This window comes from Citrobacter sp. GW821-FHT02E08, from assembly GCF_059421685.1.
In genome coordinates this window covers 31,912-49,783 of sequence record NZ_JBWKVL010000006.1, presented here as the reverse complement: position 1 = coordinate 49,783, position 17,872 = coordinate 31,912, and the positions used below count along the sequence as shown (strand labels likewise).

Here is a 17,872-nt window from a genome sequence, read left to right as displayed (position 1 = left end):
TATCATGGACAAATTCAACGCTAATCGCCGCAAATTGCTGGCGTTAGGTGGTGTTGCCCTCGGTGCAGCCATCTTGCCCACGCCTGCGTTTGCAACCCTCTCTACCCCTCGTCCGCGCATTCTGACACTCAATAATCTTCATACCGGAGAGTCGATAAAAGCGGAGTTTTTCGATGGCAGAGCCTATATTCAGGATGAATTAGCAAAACTTAATCATTTTTTCCGTGATTTTCGCGCGAATAAAGTGAAGTCCATCGACCCAGGATTGTTTGACCAGCTCTTTCGCCTTCAGGGGCTTTTAGGAACCCGTAATCCCGTACAGCTCATCTCGGGCTATCGTTCGGCTGATACCAATAACGAATTACGCGCGCGCAGCCGTGGTGTAGCGAAAAAAAGCTATCACACGAAAGGGCAGGCAATGGATTTCCATATTGAAGGTGTTTCATTGAGTAATATTCGCAAAGCTGCGTTATCTATGCGCGCAGGTGGTGTAGGATACTACCCACGTAGTAACTTTGTGCATATTGACACCGGTCCGGCACGGCACTGGTGATCTACAGGCTTAACGAAACAGGAGCAGTATGAACTATCGTATTATTCCGGTCACCGCATTCGCCCAGAATTGTTCATTAATCTGGTGTGAGCAAACCCGTCTGGCCGCGCTGGTTGATCCCGGCGGCGATGCAGAGAAGATCAAACGCGAAGTGGAGGCCAGTGGCGTTACGCTAACGCAGATTCTTCTCACGCATGGTCACCTTGATCATGTTGGAGCGGCGGGTGAACTGGCTGAGCATTATGGCGTGCCTGTGATCGGCCCGGAAAAAGAAGATGAGTTCTGGCTGCAGGGTTTACCGGCGCAAAGTCGCATGTTTGGCCTCGGAGAGTGTCAGCCACTGACGCCTGACCGTTGGCTGAATGAAGGCGATCGTGTGAGCGTAGGGAATGTGACTTTACAGGTGTTGCATTGTCCGGGACACACGCCAGGTCACGTGGTCTTCTTCGATGAACAATCGCAGTTACTGATTGCTGGTGATGTGATTTTCAAAGGCGGCGTTGGGCGCAGTGATTTCCCGCGTGGGGATCACAATCAGCTGATCGATTCGATTAAACGTAAACTGTTGCCATTGGGCGACGATGTGACGTTTATCCCCGGGCATGGTCCGCTTTCCACGCTGGGCAACGAACGGTTGCATAATCCGTTCCTGCAGGACGAAATGCCTGTCTGGTAACCGCATAAAAAAGCCCGCAATAGCGGGCTTTTTTTTTTCAGTCTGTTTTACAGCACGGCAACGATGGCTTCGCACAGCGGCGCCATGTTATCTGGCGTCATGCCTGCCACGTTCACACGACCAGAAGCCACAGCGTAGACACCAAACTCTTCACGCAGACGCAGGACTTGTTCTTTGGTCAGACCGCTGAACGAGAACATGCCGTTTTGTTTGATGATGAAGCTGAAGTCGCGGTTCGCGCCTTTTTCTTGCAGGGTATTCACAAACAGCAGACGCATACGCTGAATACGTTGGCGCATATCGGTCAGTTCTTGTTCCCAGATAGCACGCAGAGCGTCGTTGCTCAGAATGGTCGCTACCACCGATGCGCCGTGCGCCGGCGGGTTGGAGTAGTTCGCGCGAATAACGGATTTCATCTGGCTGAAGGCACGGTCAACGGTTTCAGCATCCGCCGCTACCAGCGTGCAGGCACCAACGCGTTCGTTATACAGGCCAAAGTTTTTGGAATAAGAACTCGCGACGATCAGTTCTTTATGCAGCCCGGCGAAAGCGCGCAGACCTTCCGCATCTTCTTCCAGACCACGGGCAAAGCCCTGATAGGCGAAGTCAAACAACGGCAGCCATCCTTTCTCAACGGAAAGCTGAGCCAGCGTTTGCCATTGTTCAAGCGTAGGATCAATACCGGTTGGGTTGTGGCAGCAGCCGTGGAACAGAACGACATCGCCCGCCTGAGCCTCGCTCAGACTGCTCAGCAGCGCGTCAAAGTCCAGACAATGGTTTTCAGCGTCGTAATACGCGTATTCACGCACTTCCAGACCGGCGGAATTAAAGACGCTCTTATGGTTCGGCCAGCTCGGGTTGCTCACCCATACGCGTTTGGCCGCGGTATTTTTTGCCAGGAAATCAGCAGCAACACGCAGAGCGCCTGTACCACCCGGAGTTTGCGCAGTGCGAGCCCGTTTGTCGTTGATCAGGGCGTTACCTTTGCCAAATAACAGTTCCTGAGTGCAATGACCAAACTCTGGAATACCGTCAATGCCGAGGTAGTTTTTCGTCGTTTCATTTTCGAGTAAATATTGCTCGGCTTTTTTAACGCTGGTTAGCACCGGCGTTTTGCCAGTCTCATCTTTATAGACACCGATACCCAGGTTAATTTTCCCAGGACGGTCATCGGCACGAAACAGATCGGCCAGACCCAGAATGGGGTCGGCAGGGGCGGCGGTAATGTTCTCAAACATGACGAGGTTCCATTGTAGTTACAGAAGGGAAATCCGTAATCAGGTTAACGGTAGATTTACAAAATGCCAACTGTTAGTGACAAAAAGCCTGATTGTTTTTAGAAGACACGAGAATTTGCTGGCAGACATAAAAAAACAGGACCGAAGTCCTGTTTTTTAGGCATTTAACAAAGAGGTCTGCTATTAGAACTGGTAAACGATACCGACAGCTACGGTGTCGTCTGAGCCAATACCCAGTTCGTTGTCAGAATCGATCTGGTTGATGATGTAGTCGACGTAAGTGGACATGTTTTTGTTGAAGTAGTAGGTTGCGCCCACTTCGAAGTAGTTCACGAGATCAACATCGCCGATGCCTTCGATATCTTTACCTTTAGATTTGGTATAAGCGATGGACGGACGCAGACCGAAGTCGAACTGATACTGAGCAACCAGCAGGACGTCTTCAGTTTTGTTAGCGTAACCATTCAGGCCATTGAGGCCGTTAGAGATACGGGTTGCGTTATGTGTTTCGCTGTAGTTAGCCGCCAGGTAGATGCTGTTCGCATCATATTTCACGCCAGCTGCCCACTGTTCAGCTTTCGCTCCACCGTTAGCGTAAGTCAGCGCTTCCTGATCGTTGGTACGGTCAGCCGCGCCGTAGGCACCGACGATACCGAAACCTTCGTACTCATAGCTGATTGAACCACCAACACCATCACCGTTAGAACGACGAACATCGCTGTCACGCTCGTTTTTACCCAGGTACTGTACAGCGAAGTTCAGACCGTCAACCAGACCGAAGAAGTTGGCGTTACGGTAAGTCGCCAGACCGCCGTTACGCTGAGCGAAGAACATGTCAGATGCGGCGGTATCACCACCAAACTCTGGCAGCATATCGGTGTAGCCCAGTGCATCGTAAACCACGCCGTAGTTACGACCGTAGTCGAAAGAACCATAGTCGCCGTATTTCAGACCCGCGAAAGCCAGACGGGTTTTGTTACCGTCTTGAGCGTCGCTACCGCCTTCGGAGTTGTTACCGGCAAAGTTATATTCCCACTGACCGTAACCGGTCAGATCGGAGTTGATCTGTGTTTCCCCTTTGAAACCAAGACGGGCATAAGTTTCGTCGCCGTTGCCGCCGTAACTGTTTTTGCCATTGTCTTTAGAAAAATAACGTAAACCTACTGCTTTACCGTACAGGTCCAGCTTATTAGCATCTTTGTTGTAGATTTCTGCTGCGTTTGCGGTACCTGCTGCCAGCAGTGCAGGGATAACCACTGCCAGAATGTTGCGCTTCATCATTATTTATTACCCTCATTGGTTTTTTTATGACACCTGCCACTGCCGTCAATGAATTCTGTCAATAATAATTTACGGAACTATTGATGAGAGTTTGGTGTCTTTATGTGTCTGACAGGCATCTTTCCATTCAAACCACCGTTTCGCTACAGCGAAAATGCTACAAAGTTAAAGATTTTGTTTCTAAGAGAAAAAATGTGTAACAAAAAATTAAATTTGATGAACTTTGTGAACGCCGTCAAATTTCAGCGTGTTTTCTCGATTTGAAACGCCATTTTTAATTCTATTTATATGATTTTCTTATGTTTAATTTAGATAAAGCGAGGGATTTAACGTGATGTAACCGCTGGAAAGGTGAGTTGCATTTCATTTGAAGACGTCTGGACTTCTAAGTGGCAGGTTAAAAAGTGTGCTATAAGCTAGGGGAAAACTCATCTTCAACATAAATTTGCATATATTTTATTCATAAATATTACAGGGAAATATGACGTAACAAGAATGTGGGTTTTGAGGGGTTGCTATTAGATTTGATTACTTTTTGCTCACAAAACTTGACAATTGCACAGATAAAAAAGGCCAGCGAGGCTGGCCTTTAGAGGTGACGGAGGATTAGAAGCTGGCGTTACGCGGTGTACGCGGGAACGGAATCACATCACGGACGTTTTGCACGCCAGTGACATACGCGATCAGACGTTCGAAGCCCAGACCGAAACCGGAGTGCGGAACAGTACCGTAGCGACGCAGATCGCGATACCACCAGTAATCTTCTTTGTTCAGCCCCATTTCTGCCATACGCGCATCCAGCACATCAAGACGCTCTTCACGCTGAGAACCGCCAATAATTTCGCCAATACCCGGCGCTAACACGTCCATTGCAGCCACGGTTTTACCGTCTTCGTTAAGGCGCATGTAGAACGCCTTAATGTCTTTCGGGTAGTTTTTAACGACCACAGGGGCTTTAAAGTGTTCTTCAGCAAGGTAACGCTCATGCTCGGAAGACAGGTCCACACCCCAGAACACCGGGTTTTCAAATTTCTTACCGCAGTTTTCCAGAATGGTCACCGCATCGGTGTAATCAACCTGAGCAAAATCAGCTTCGATGAAACGTTCCAGACGGGAAACGGCGTCTTTGTCGACGCGTTCGGCGAAGAACTTCATGTCATCTGCACGTTCTTCCAGTACGGCCTTAAAGGCGTACTTCAACATCGCTTCCGCCAGACCCGCAACATCGTTCAGGTTTGCAAACGCCACTTCCGGCTCCAGCATCCAGAACTCCGCCAGATGACGGCTGGTGTTGGAGTTTTCTGCACGGAAAGTCGGTCCAAAGGTATAGATTTTGGACAGCGCGCAGGCGTAGGTTTCACCGTTCAACTGACCAGAAACGGTCAGGAACGCTTCTTTACCAAAGAAGTCTTTGTCGAAGTCGACTTTACCTTGATCATTACGCGGCAAGTTTTCCAGATCCAGCGTAGAAACGCGGAACATTTCACCCGCGCCTTCCGTATCGGAAGCGGTGATCAGCGGCGTGGATACCCAAAAGAAACCCTGCTCGTGGAAAAAGCGATGCAGCGCTTGCGCCAGGGTATGACGTACACGCGCTACCGCACCAATCATGTTAGTACGCGGACGCATATGCGCGACTTCACGCAGGTATTCAATGCTGTGACGTTTTGCCGCCATCGGATAGGTGTCTGGATCTTCAACCCAACCGGTCACTTCGACTTTGGTGGCCTGGATTTCAAAACTTTGTCCCTGACCTGGCGACGCAACGACATGGCCCGTTACAACCACCGAGCAGCCGGTCGTCAGACGTAAAACGTCTTCATTGTAATTGGGTAGAGAATTATTGATGACAGCCTGTACAGGATCAAAGCAGGAACCGTCATAAACGGCGAGGAAGGAGATGCCAGCTTTTGAATCTCGGCGGGTACGTACCCATCCGCGCACGGTGACTTCGCTGTCAACGGCTACACGGCCCTGGAGTACGTCGGCAACAGGCGCAACGCTCATAATATTCTCTCTGTTAATAGTCGGAAAAAATAAACACTTGTCCACCCTGATTGGGGGGATACCTATGTTACCTGGCATCTGCAATCAGACAAGCAGAATTCACAGGCAAAGTGAAAGATTTCGGAAATAAACAATAAATAAAGGGAGCCAAAACGGCTCCCTGGGATGATTAACTGGCTTTTTTGATATGCGGAAGGTCGAACGCTTTACGCAGTGCGCGCACAAACGCTTTGTCATGACAGATGGTTTTACCTGGGCTGTCTGACAATTTGGCGACGGGTTTACCGTTGCATTCCACCAGCTTAATGACAATATTCAGCGGCTTCACCTGCGGTAAGTCGCAACTCAGGCGCGTGCCAATGCCAAAACTGAGCTGAACGCGTGGTGCGAAGTGGCGATAAAGATCGACCGCTTTTTTCAGATCAAGATTGTCTGAGAAAACCAGTGTTTTGGTTAACGGGTCAATGCCCAGCTTTTCATAATGCGCGATCGCCTTTTCACCCCACTCAACGGGATCGCCAGAGTCATGGCGCAGCCCCTGATAACGGGTCGCAAACTCCATACCAAAATCGCGCAAAAACGCGTCCATGGTGATGCAGTCGGTGAGTGCGATGCCGAGCTGGTCAGGATATTCATTCAGCCAGGCGGCAAGAGCCGCACGCTGACTGGTCGCCAGATCCGGACTAATTTGCTGGTGCGCCTGGAACCACTCGTGCGCCTGCGTGCCCATCGGGGTGAGGGACAACCGGCGAGCGAGGTCGTAGTTACTGGTACCGACAAACCAAGGTTCCCGTTGAAGGCGTTCAACAATCGCCTGCTGCACCTCGCGTGAGAAACGGCGACGAGTGCCAAAATCCATCAGATGGAAGCGGGACATATCGAGATCGGCCGTTAAAGCAGAGAAATCGACTAGCTTACTTTCCAGCGCATCAAGCGCCTGCGCCACGCCCGCTTCTGGCGTACGATACCGGTGCACCAGTTCACTGATCACCGCCAACAGCGGGACTTCCCACATGATGACTTCACGCCACGGGCCGGTTAAGCGGATATTCAGCTTACCGTTATCATTCGTGACGCTCACCTGTTCGGGGTTGTAGCGGAATTCCCGCAACCAGTTAAGGTAATCAGCAGTAAAGAAGGGCAGGTTGGAGAGCCATGTAAACTCGTCCTCCTGAAGTTGCAGGTGCTGCATCGCATCCACCTGCTCGCGAATTGCATCTGCATAAATACCCAGCAGGTCGTCGCCGCGGCAACGAAACTCCGCCGCTACGTGAACATCGTAGTAGCGGTGAAAAACGGCTTGCTGCATATGCAACTTATAAGCATCTGTATCCAGCAGCGAGTGCAGAACAGGAGAAGCGAATTGTGTCATAGGTGCGCAGTAGCATCCTCTCACGGGAGCGTTTAGTACAATAAACAACTAAGAAAACCGCTGGAGTATACCTTGTTTAGCGATTTATTGAACCCCGATCACAACATAAGCGCTCTTTGGGGTCGAGTACATTTCGTGCCTCGTGTTATAAAAATGTAGCAAAAAGGGTGTTTGTGACTGAAAAGATGAACATTCTGCGTAGCGTGATTTACACAACAGGAATAGACTGGAGTCGAGACTCTACAGAAGATGCTAAAGGTTTTTTTATGACACAACAGCCACAAGCCAAATACCGTCACGACTATCGTGCGCCGGATTACCAGATTACTGATATTGATTTGACCTTTGACCTGGATGCTGAAAAAACCGTGGTCACTGCCGTGAGCCAGGCTGTTCGTCATGGCGCGTCGGATGCCTCACTTCGCCTCGAGGGCGAAGACCTGACGCTGGTGTCAATCCACGTGAATGATCTGCCGTGGACAGCGTATAAAGAAGAAGAGGGCGCGCTGATCCTCAGCGACTTGCCAGAGCGTTTTACCCTGCGCATTGTTAATGAAATCAGCCCGGCGGCGAATACCGCGCTGGAAGGGTTATACCAGTCCGGTGATGCGTTATGTACGCAGTGTGAAGCAGAAGGCTTCCGTCATATTACCTGGTATCTCGACCGCCCGGACGTACTGGCGCGTTTTACCACCAAAATCATTGCTGACAAAAGCAAATATCCGTTCCTGCTCTCCAACGGCAACCGTGTTGCGCAGGGCGAGCTGGAAAACGGGCGTCACTGGGTACAGTGGCAGGATCCCTTCCCGAAACCTTGCTATCTCTTTGCGCTGGTCGCCGGTGATTTCGACGTCCTGAGCGATACCTTCACTACTCGTTCCGGGCGGAAAGTGGCGCTGGAGCTGTACGTTGATCGCGGCAATCTGGATCGCGCGCCGTGGGCGATGACGTCGCTGAAAAATTCCATGAAGTGGGATGAAGAGCGCTTTGGTCTCGAATATGACCTCGACATCTATATGATTGTCGCCGTCGACTTCTTCAATATGGGCGCGATGGAGAATAAAGGACTTAACATCTTTAACTCCAAATACGTGCTGGCGCGTACCGATACCGCCACCGATAAAGATTACCTCGACATTGAGCGCGTCATCGGACACGAATATTTCCACAACTGGACCGGTAACCGCGTGACCTGCCGCGACTGGTTCCAGTTGAGTCTGAAAGAGGGGTTAACGGTGTTCCGCGATCAGGAGTTCAGCTCCGATCTCGGCTCCCGTGCGGTTAACCGCATCAGTAATGTGCGCACAATGCGCGGTTTGCAGTTTGCTGAAGATGCCAGCCCGATGGCGCATCCTATCCGCCCGGATAGTGTCATCGAGATGAACAACTTCTACACCCTGACCGTTTACGAGAAGGGATCAGAAGTCATTCGTATGATCCATACCCTGCTGGGTGAAGCGAATTTCCAGAAAGGGATGCAGCTTTACTTTGAACGCCACGATGGCAGCGCGGCGACCTGCGATGATTTCGTGCAGGCGATGGAAGATGCGTCAAACGTCGATCTCTCTCATTTCCGTCGCTGGTACAGCCAGTCCGGTACACCGGTGGTCACCGTAAAAGACGACTACAACCCGGAAACCGAGCAATACACCCTGACCATCAGTCAGCGTACGCCTGCAACGCCGGATCAGGCAGAGAAGAAACCGCTGCATATTCCGTTTGCTATCGAACTGTATGATAACAAAGGTAAAGTGATTCCGTTGCAGAAGGGCGGTCATCCGGTCAATGCGGTGCTCAATGTGACGCAATCTGAACAGACGTTTGTCTTCGATAACGTCTACTTCCAGCCTGTACCCGCGCTGCTCTGCGAGTTTTCCGCGCCGGTGAAGCTGGAGTACAAATGGAGCGATCAGCAGCTGACCTTCCTGATGCGTCACGCGCGTAATGATTTCTCCCGCTGGGATGCGGCGCAAAGCCTGCTGGCGACGTATATCAAGCTGAACGTTGCGCGTCATCAGCAGGGGCAACCGCTCTCTCTGCCGGTCCATGTCGCTGACGCCTTCCGCGCGGTACTTCTGGACGAGAAGATTGATCCCGCGCTGGCGGCTGAGATCCTGACGCTGCCTTCAGCCAATGAAATGGCCGAACTGTTTGAGGTCATCGAGCCGGTAGCGATCGCCGCCGTGCGCGAAGCATTAACCCGCACGCTGGCGACGGAACTGGCCGATGAGTTCCTGGCGGTTTATAACGCTAACCACCTTGATGAGTACCGGGTTGAGCATGCCGATATCGGTAAACGTACGCTGCGCAACGCCTGTCTGCGTTTCCTGGCCTTTGGTGAAACCGAACTCGCAAATACATTAGTGAGCCGACAGTACCAGAAAGCCAACAACATGACCGACGCGCTGGCGGCACTTTCTGCGGCGGTGGCGGCGCAACTGCCGTGTCGCGACGCCCTGATGCAAGAGTACGACGATAAGTGGCATCAGGATGGTCTGGTGATGGATAAATGGTTCATCCTGCAATCCACAAGCCCGGCCGACAACGTGCTGGAGACGGTACGCGGCCTGCTGAAACACCGCTCCTTCACCCTGAGCAACCCGAACCGTATTCGTTCACTGATTGGCGCGTTTGCTGGCAGCAACCCGGCAGCGTTCCACGCCGAAGACGGTAGCGGTTATCAGTTCCTGGTCGAAATGTTGACCGAGCTCAACAGCCGCAATCCGCAGGTGGCTTCACGGTTGATAGAACCGCTGATCCGACTGAAACGTTATGACGTCAAACGTCAGGCGAAAATGCGTGCAGCGCTGGAACAGTTAAAAGGTCTGGAGAATCTCTCCGGCGATTTGTTCGAGAAAATCAGTAAAGCGCTAGCCTGATGAAAAGCCCGGTGGCGCAAGTGCCACCGGGCTTTTTGCACTCAGAGATTATTTCTCTATTTGTGCCCGGGACAGCACGTTCCCTTCCCATCCTTTTTGCGCATAGTCATTCAGGTGATCGATTCGTTTCACCGGTTCACCGGCAGCAAAGTTAATCTCCTGCATTTTGATCCACACCTGACCGGCAGCAAACGTCGATTTGAAGTGGTATTCCCCGTGGCTTAAATCAGAAAGGGTCGTCCAGTAAGTGCCGATGCCTTTGTTTTGATCCGAACGTTTACTGTATTTCGCATACATATCAGTGACTTTTTGCTCACCCGGACCTGACGGATAGCCAATAGGGTAGGCCACGTTGTTAATCGCGGATAAGACAAAACCCTGGGCCTGATTTTTGTTGTCGGGCTGTGGCACATTTTTCAGGTTAAAGCTGGCGCGCACCAGACGTTCGTCCGCCTCAAGCCCTCCGGGGATCTCACTACGTTTGGCATGCTTATATTTCGCCAGATTACGTAGCTGCGCGTCGTAGGCAGGAGGATTGGTCATCACCTGATATTCTTTATTGTGGTAAACGTGTACGGTGCCGTTGTCGATCTCAATAATGGCAGAGTCACCGCTGACGTCTTCAATGGCGATATGTTTGGTGTCGGATGCGTAATCAATGGGCATTTTTGCCGCGACCAGACGCACATTCTGCTGGAGTCCTTTGACGGCTTCGTCAACCGTCGCGTAGTTGTCCAGAATGTAGCTCAGCCAGGCACGACTTTCTAACACCGGTTTATCCTGGTTATCTTTTTGCGCCTGGCTGCCATTTGAATAATACAGCGTATGCCCCGCCAACCCTTTTTCATTCATACCATCCATTGGAAAAACGCCGTCAGCATAGATGGCCACGCTGCCATAGCGCGTCACCCATTGGGCGCTATCTTTAGCATCACCGCCGTTATGTGCAATCCCGCGCGGGGTGATCACCAGAGACGGGTCTACCGGGCCAAAAAAATCGAGATTACGCGCGCTGACCATATAGCCGGGATACATGTTCATAAACAGTCGGGTGCAGGCGTCTGCGCTTGCGCTCACCCCTAACGTAATGGATGCACCGAGTGTCAGTGCGGCGAGTGCAGTCAATTGACTTTTCATTGTGTTTTCCCTTGTTGTTCTAAGACGAGGTCAGTGTAGGGAACAAAACAGATCGCACAGAGTCAGTGACTGTGGGAAAATCCCCCAGAGTTTATTGGGGGATGAACATGAAACCGATCCGCTTTACGCTTGCGCAAATTGACGCGTTTGCCTGTGTCTGTGAAAGCGGCACGCTGACCGCTGCGGCGAAAAAACTGAAAAAAGATCGCACCACCGTGAGTGAGTTGGTGGATTATCTTGAGCTGGATCTGGGCTACTCACTTTTTAATCGCACCACCCGACCGTTAACACTGACGGCAGAAGGACAGTTGCTCTATCGACAGGCGCGGCTGTTTTTACAGGAGGCGCAGTCATTTGGTCAGATAGCCGGGCAAATTCCTCAGCAGATAAATACCCAACTCACGTTGTGCTACGACGCGTTCACGCCACGGCGTTTCTTGTTGCGCTTGGCTGATGTGCTAAAAAAACAACACATTCATTTGGATCTGCTGTTAACCGGGCGTGAACGTGCAGAGCAGATGATTGAGTCAGGGGCGGCTGATATGGGGATCTTTCAGGCGATTAATCGTCCTATCAATGCCCGTTTTCAATGGCGGTCAATAGGCGCAATAACGCTGGCACTCTATGCTAAGGAGGGTTTTTTCCCCACTTCCCCGGTCTCTTTACTCAGCCTTGCATCCTCGGTACAACTCATTCCTTTTGCCGGATTACCTGAGCATATGGCGCAGCGCTTGCAAATTGCCGACCGCATTCAGCGGGTTAATGAACTGGATATGCTGCAATTATTATTGGCGCAGGGGTTTGGCTGGGCATTATTACCGACGCATCTGGGGGCTGAGAGTTGGCCTGGGATCAGCCAAATTGATGCGGAATTTGGCAATACCGGTCTGACGCATCCGCTGGTGGCGCTGTGGGATCCGGGACAAAAAAATCAACCTGCCATTCTGCAATCACTCTCATTAATGCCGGCGATATTCAGGGAGAATGAAGAACCGTTGTCGTGAAGGCAGGGCAGTGTATTCTGCCCTGCGATGTCACCGTTAGCCGTGTTGTAGCTGACGAACAGGCCACGCGTTATCTCCCCGTTGCATCACCCGGTTTAACACTTCGGCTTCCAGCTCTGCTAACCGTACCGAACCCCGTCGGCGCGGGCGCGGGATATCCACGGTCAGATCCAGACCGATTTTCCCGTCCTCAATCAGCAGCACGCGGTCGGCCATGGCAACCGCTTCACTGACGTCATGCGTAACCAGCAGCACGGTAAAGCCATGCGCCTGCCACAGCGAGACGATTAAATCCTGCATCTCCAGACGGGTTAAGGCATCCAGTGCGCCAAGCGGCTCATCCAACAGCAACAGGCCGGGTCGATGGATTAAGGCGCGTGCCAGCGCCACCCGCTGCTTCTGCCCTCCGGAGAGCGCGGCGGGCCATTCGGTGGCACGATTTTCCAGGCCGACTGCCGCCAGCGCCTTGCGAGCAGCGTCCTGCCAGTAGCCTTTCAGCCCCAGCCCGACATTGTCGATAACGGACTTCCACGGGAGCAGCCGCGCATCCTGAAACATCATTCGTGTATCGTCCTGGATTTCTGCTAGCGGGGTGGTTCCGGCGAGCAGTTCGCCTGCCGTCGGTGTTTCCAGTCCGGCCAGCAGCCGCAGCAGGGTGCTTTTACCCCCGCCGCTACGCCCGACGACGGCGACAAACTGGCCTGCCGGAATATGCAGATCCAATTGATTGAGCACGGTATTACTGGCGTAGCGCCTGGTGACCGCATTGAGCAGCAGCGGTGTGCCCTGATTCAGACGTGCGGTATTCATACGGTTGCCTCCTTCACGTAATAGGCCGGGTTCCAGCGTAGCCAGATGCGCTCAAGCCACTGTGCGCTAACATCGGCGAGTTTACCGAGCAGGGCATAGAGAATAATGGCGACCACGACCACATCCGTTTGCAGAAATTCGCGGGCATTCATCGCCAGGTAGCCAATCCCGGAGTTAGCCGAAATCGTTTCGGCCACAATTAACGTCAGCCACATCAGCCCAAGCGCAAAACGTACGCCAACCATAATCGAGGGGAGGGCGCCGGGCAGGATCACGTGGATAAACAGCGGGAAACCCGACAGGCCGTAACTGCGTGCCATCTCCACTAATCCACGATCGATATTGCGGATCCCGTGCCAGGTGTTGATATACAAAGGAAACAGTGTCCCCAGCGCGACCAGAAAGATCTTCGCGGACTCATCAATACCGAACCACAGGATAACCAGTGGGATCAGCGCCAGATGCGGCACGTTACGCAGCATCTGAATTGAGGTATCGAGCAGACGTTCCCCCCAGCGTGAAAGACCGCTGATAAGCCCCAGTGTCAGGCCAATCGATCCGCCGATCGAGAAGCCGATCAGCGCACGCCAGGAGCTAATAGCCAAATGCTGCCACAGCTCACCACTGACGGAGAGTGTCCAGAACGCTTCAACCACGCCTTCCGGTGAAGGGAATAGGCGACCGGAGAGCCAGCCAATTGAAGATGCAAGCTGCCAGAGTGCAACGATGCCCACCGGTAAAAACCAGGGGGCAACGCGCAGTAACCCTTTGTGTGTTCGCGTTGCCATCAATGTATTCCTTAACGTTGCGCGACGTTACGCGGGATAAATTCGTTCGCCACCGCTTCGCCCTGCTGAAGCAGTGGCTGCGGTTGCGGAATTTCCGGTATCGCGATATCAAGATGCGGGAACAGCAGTTCACCCACTTTGTACGCCTCTTCGAGATGCGGATAACCGGAGAGGACAAAGCTGTCGATACCGAGCGCCGCATACTCATTAATGCGTGCTGCCACCGTTGGGCCATCGCCTACCAGCGCGGTTCCCGCACCGCCACGCACCAGCCCGACGCCTGCCCACAGATTTGGGCTGATCTCAAGCTTGTCCCGCTTGCCGTTATGCAGCGCCGCCATACGATGCTGACCGACGGAGTCGGTTCTGGCGAAAGCCGCCTGCGCTTTGGCAATGGTGTCATCATCCAGATGCGCAATCAGCCGATCTGCGGCCTGCCAGGCTTCTTCATTGGTTTCGCGAACAATCACATGCAAACGAATGCCAAAACGGATCTTGCGCCCGCGCGCAGCGGCTTTGGCGCGTACCTGTTCGATCTTCTCTCTCACCAGCGCCGGCGGTTCGCCCCAGGTGAGATAAAGATCAACCTGTTCGGCGGCCAGATCCTGCGCCACGTCGGAAGAGCCGCCAAAGTAGAGGGGAGGGTGCGGCTGCTGTATCGGCGGGAAGAACAGTTTTGCCCCGCGAACGTGAATATGTTTGCCGTGAAAATCGACGGTTTCGCCCTGCAATAACCGCCGCCAGACCTGAGTAAATTCAGAAGAAGCGGCATAGCGTTCGCTGTGATCGAGGAAAACGCCGTCGCCTGCCAACTCTTGTGGATCGCTGCCGGTGACCAGATTAAAGAGCGCGCGACCGTTGGAGAGCCTGTCGAGCGTCGCGGCCTGGCGCGCGGCGACCGTGGGTGACGTCACGCTGGGGCGCAACGCCACGAGGAACTTAAGCCGTTGCGTTACCGGGATCATTGACGCTGCAACCAGCCACGCATCTTCGCAGGAGCGTCCGGTGGGGATCAGCACGCCGGTAAAGCCCAGGCGGTCTGCGGTTTGTGCGATTTGTTGCAGATAACCGTGAGTGACCGGGCGCGAACCTTCTTCTGTTCCCAGATAGTGCCCGTCACCGTGTGTAGGTAAAAACCAGAACATATTCAAACTCATAATTTTTCTCCTTCCTGCGAAGTGGCGTGCCAGATGCGGTCGCGAATATCGATTTTTTTCGGTACCAGGCGGTTGTCGTAAAACAGATCGGCGGTTTGTTGCTGCAGCGCGGCAACCGTGGCGTCAACCGGCGCGATTGTGGTCGGTGGGCGATGATCCAGATAGCTGGCGATCACCGGCGCGGGCAATCCCATCGTTTTGGCAAGCAGCGCAATACTTTGTTCGCGTTGGCTAAGCGTCAGCGCATCGGCCTGACTGAAGGTGTTGAGCACGCCCTGAATAAAGGCGCCATTTTTTTCAGCATACGGGCGCGCCGCCAGATAGAACGAACCGGTTTGTTTTAAGTCAGAGCCGTCCTTCAGTACGCGCACGCCGCCTTGCAGAAGTGCTGCTGAATAGTAGGGATCCCAGATAGCCCAGGCATCGACGTTACCCTGCTGGAAGGCCGCACGGGCGTCCGCCGGGGTCAGAAAAGTCGGTTGAATATCGGTAAATTTTAACCCGGCCTGCTGCAAAGCCCGGAGCAGCAGGTTATGTGAACTGGAACCTTTCTGGAAAGCGACCTTGCGCCCTTTTAAATCCGCCACGCTTTTAATGGGACTATTTTCAGGTACCAGAATCACTTCTGCCTTCGGTTTAGGCGGTTCGACGCCGACATACACCAGGTCCGCCCCGGCGGCCTGCGCGAAGATCGGTGGTATGTCGCCAGTGCTGCCCAGATCGATACTGCCGACATTCAGCGCTTCAAGCATCTGCGGCCCCGCCGGGAATTCTACCCAGGAGATTTTCGTTTGCGGATAGCGCGTTTCCAGAAGTTGGTGGCTTTTTGCCAGCACCATACTGATGCTGCCTTTCTGATAACCGATACGCAGCGTCTCGGGCGTGGAGGTCGCTGCGTGAGACAGGGCTGAAAGTGACAGTAAACCGGTCAGCGCCAGCCAGGGTGAATGACGTTTGAAGAGATTAAGCATGGGCGATCCCCTGTGATGGGTGAAAATCAGGAACCTGTACATCCCGACGATGCAGCGCCTGCCAGAACGTCTCGAGAGCGTTGTCCAGGCGCAGTTGTAGGTTCGGGGTGAAGTGCGGTTTATGCTGATAATCAATAACCTGAGAGTCATCAGCAAACACGCCATGCAGAATTTCCTGCGCTTTAAGCGCGCTTAATACCGGCTTGAGCGCATAGTCAACGGCCAGTAAATGCGCGACGGTGCCGCCGGTGGCGAGAGGCAACACCACCTTCCCGTCGAGCGCCCGCTCAGGCAGCAGGTCAAGCAACGTTTTTAACGCCCCGGAATAGGCCGCTTTATAAACGGGCGTGGCGACAATCAGCCCATCGGCCTCTTTTAACTGGGCGACCAGGGTTTTCAGCGCGGGGCTGTCGAATCGCGCATATAAAAGATCTTCAGGCGCAAAGTTGTGGAGGTACCAGTGGCAGACCTCGACATCCAGAACACTGAGTTTTTCACGGGCATATTCCAGTAACGCACTGGAACGAGAGGGAAAACGCGGACTTCCCGCCAGAGTGATGATGCGCATATTCTCAATCTCTCCTTATAACCAATTAGTTGCTTTTTACTAACGTTGATAACAATTTGTGCAGTCTGACAGAGAGATTTTGTGAATCGAAATGATTTATCCGGCAGAGAAAATCTGAAAAACGCATAATTGAGTGGGGAGGAAGAAAACGATTGCGTGGACATCGTCATTTATTGCCGCAGGTCAATTCCCTTTTGGTTCAACATCGCACATAATACGCCCCCGGTTTGCACACCGGGAATCCAGGAGAGTTCATGTACTACCCCTTCGTTCGTAAAGCCCTTTTTCAGCTCGATCCAGAGCGCGCTCATGAATTAACATTTCAACAATTACGCCGTGTCACAGGTACACCGCTGGAAGCGCTTGTGCGCCAGAAAGTGCCAGCAAAGCCTGTTACCTGTATGGGGCTGACTTTTAAGAACCCGCTTGGTCTGGCCGCAGGTCTGGATAAAGATGGGGAGTGCATTGATGCGCTGGGCGCAATGGGGTTTGGCTCGATAGAGATAGGCACCGTGACGCCACGCCCTCAGCCTGGCAACGATAAACCCCGCCTTTTCCGCCTGGTCGATGCGGAAGGGTTGATCAACAGAATGGGCTTCAATAACCACGGTGTCGATAACCTGGTGGAGAACGTTAAAAAATCGCATTTTGACGGCATCCTGGGGATTAATATCGGTAAAAATAAAGATACGCCGGTAGAGCAAGGCAAAGATGACTATCTGATTTGTATGGAAAAAGTCTATGCTTATGCAGGTTATATCGCGATCAATATCTCTTCACCAAATACGCCAGGATTACGCACGCTGCAATACGGCGATGCGCTGGACGATTTATTGACGGCAATTAAAAATAAACAAAACGATCTGCAGGCGATCCATCAAAAATATGTGCCGGTGGCGGTAAAGATCGCGCCGGATCTTTCCGAAGAAGAACTGATCCAGGTTGCTGACAGTTTAGTCCGTCATAATATTGATGGTGTTATTGCCACCAATACAACGTTGGATCGTTCTTTGGTTCAGGGAATGAAAAACTGTGACCAAATGGGTGGTTTGAGTGGACGACCGCTGCAATTAAAAAGTACAGAAATTATTCGACGTCTGTCGCAGGAATTAAACGGGCAGTTACCGATTATTGGTGTCGGTGGTATTGACTCGGTGATAGCGGCGCGTGAAAAAATGGCGGCTGGCGCCTCACTGGTGCAAATTTATTCCGGCTTTATTTTTAAAGGTCCGCCGCTGATTAAAGAAATCGTTACCCATCTCTAACCTTTTCCCTTAATCGGACAACCAGGGCTTTATTTCCAGCCCTGGTTGTTTTATATTCCTTCACTGTTGCTTATTTATACATTTTAGTCTTTTCTTATTAAGGCAATTAACGAAGCGGCAATCAGGACAATGTTGCAACAGGATGTTAAGCCCAGGAGATAAACGA

The 17,872-nt window shown here is 52.4% G+C and carries 15 protein-coding genes; 5 read left to right on the top strand and 10 right to left on the bottom strand.

What is annotated here, in order from left to right:
- Nucleotides 1–4 precede the first annotated feature (4 nt).
- Together mepK and AC07UY_RS10180 are read left to right on the top strand one after the other, a co-directional pair.
- Entirely contained in the window at nt 5–553 is a 549-nt protein-coding gene (gene mepK, locus AC07UY_RS10185) for a peptidoglycan L,D-endopeptidase MepK (protein WP_203358270.1), read from the top strand.
- Nucleotides 554–581: 28 nt separating this feature from the next.
- Nucleotides 582–1,229 (top strand): MBL fold metallo-hydrolase, encoded by a 648-nt coding sequence (locus tag AC07UY_RS10180; RefSeq protein WP_203358269.1) that lies wholly within the window; start codon nt 582–584, stop codon nt 1,227–1,229.
- Between the two features lie 47 nt (nt 1,230–1,276).
- Here AC07UY_RS10180 and aspC read toward each other — a convergent pair whose 3' ends face one another.
- The 4 genes from aspC to pncB form a co-directional block, all read right to left on the bottom strand.
- On the bottom strand, nt 1,277–2,467 hold the full coding sequence (gene aspC, locus AC07UY_RS10175; protein ID WP_494659503.1) for an aspartate transaminase: 1,191 nt from the start codon (nt 2,465–2,467) through the stop codon (nt 1,277–1,279).
- 183 nt (nt 2,468–2,650) lie between these two features.
- On the bottom strand, nt 2,651–3,748 hold the full coding sequence (gene ompF, locus AC07UY_RS10170; protein ID WP_203358267.1) for a porin OmpF: 1,098 nt from the start codon (nt 3,746–3,748) through the stop codon (nt 2,651–2,653).
- Nucleotides 3,749–4,354: 606 nt separating this feature from the next.
- Nucleotides 4,355–5,755 carry an asparagine--tRNA ligase gene (asnS, locus tag AC07UY_RS10165; RefSeq protein WP_203358266.1) on the bottom strand — a complete coding sequence of 467 codons (1,401 nt, stop codon included), beginning with the start codon at nt 5,753–5,755 and terminating at the stop codon, nt 4,355–4,357.
- 169 nt (nt 5,756–5,924) lie between these two features.
- The gene (gene pncB, locus AC07UY_RS10160) at nt 5,925–7,127 is read right to left on the bottom strand and encodes a nicotinate phosphoribosyltransferase (RefSeq protein ID WP_203358265.1); all 1,203 of its coding nucleotides are present in this window, start codon (nt 7,125–7,127) and stop codon (nt 5,925–5,927) included.
- Between the two features lie 266 nt (nt 7,128–7,393).
- On the opposite strand from pncB, the gene pepN reads away from it, so the two are divergent.
- Nucleotides 7,394–10,006, top strand: a complete 2,613-nt coding sequence (gene pepN / locus AC07UY_RS10155; RefSeq protein WP_494701125.1) for an aminopeptidase N — start codon at nt 7,394–7,396, stop codon at nt 10,004–10,006.
- A gap of 48 nt (nt 10,007–10,054) precedes the next feature.
- Here the strand turns inward: pepN and AC07UY_RS10150 are convergent, their stop codons facing one another.
- Nucleotides 10,055–11,143 (bottom strand): linear amide C-N hydrolase, encoded by a 1,089-nt coding sequence (locus tag AC07UY_RS10150; RefSeq protein ID WP_494701124.1) that lies wholly within the window; start codon nt 11,141–11,143, stop codon nt 10,055–10,057.
- Between the two features lie 107 nt (nt 11,144–11,250).
- On the opposite strand from AC07UY_RS10150, the gene AC07UY_RS10145 reads away from it, so the two are divergent.
- Nucleotides 11,251–12,147, top strand: a complete 897-nt coding sequence (locus AC07UY_RS10145; protein WP_494701123.1) for a LysR family transcriptional regulator — start codon at nt 11,251–11,253, stop codon at nt 12,145–12,147.
- Nucleotides 12,148–12,183: 36 nt separating this feature from the next.
- On the opposite strand, the gene ssuB is transcribed toward AC07UY_RS10145, so the two are convergent.
- From ssuB to ssuE, 5 genes are read right to left on the bottom strand one after another with little or no spacing between them, the layout of a single operon-like run.
- Nucleotides 12,184–12,957, bottom strand: a complete 774-nt coding sequence (ssuB, locus tag AC07UY_RS10140; RefSeq protein WP_494701122.1) for an aliphatic sulfonates ABC transporter ATP-binding protein — start codon at nt 12,955–12,957, stop codon at nt 12,184–12,186.
- Nucleotides 12,954–13,745 carry an aliphatic sulfonate ABC transporter permease SsuC gene (ssuC, locus tag AC07UY_RS10135; RefSeq protein WP_494659508.1) on the bottom strand — a complete coding sequence of 264 codons (792 nt, stop codon included), beginning with the start codon at nt 13,743–13,745 and terminating at the stop codon, nt 12,954–12,956. The genes ssuB and ssuC overlap by 4 nt, the downstream gene beginning before the upstream one ends.
- Nucleotides 13,746–13,756: 11 nt before the next feature.
- Entirely contained in the window at nt 13,757–14,902 is a 1,146-nt protein-coding gene (gene ssuD / locus AC07UY_RS10130) for an FMNH2-dependent alkanesulfonate monooxygenase (protein WP_494659509.1), read from the bottom strand.
- On the bottom strand, nt 14,899–15,873 hold the full coding sequence (locus AC07UY_RS10125) for a sulfonate ABC transporter substrate-binding protein (RefSeq protein ID WP_494659510.1): 975 nt from the start codon (nt 15,871–15,873) through the stop codon (nt 14,899–14,901). Before AC07UY_RS10125 ends, ssuD begins: the two co-directional genes overlap by 4 nt.
- Nucleotides 15,866–16,441, bottom strand: a complete 576-nt coding sequence (ssuE, locus tag AC07UY_RS10120; protein ID WP_494701121.1) for an NADPH-dependent FMN reductase — start codon at nt 16,439–16,441, stop codon at nt 15,866–15,868. The genes AC07UY_RS10125 and ssuE overlap by 8 nt, the downstream gene beginning before the upstream one ends.
- Nucleotides 16,442–16,695: 254 nt before the next feature.
- Here ssuE and pyrD point away from each other — a divergent pair, with 254 nt between their 5' ends.
- Nucleotides 16,696–17,706 (top strand): quinone-dependent dihydroorotate dehydrogenase, encoded by a 1,011-nt coding sequence (pyrD, locus tag AC07UY_RS10115; protein WP_192611792.1) that lies wholly within the window; start codon nt 16,696–16,698, stop codon nt 17,704–17,706.
- The last annotated feature ends 166 nt before the right edge of the window (nt 17,707–17,872 follow it).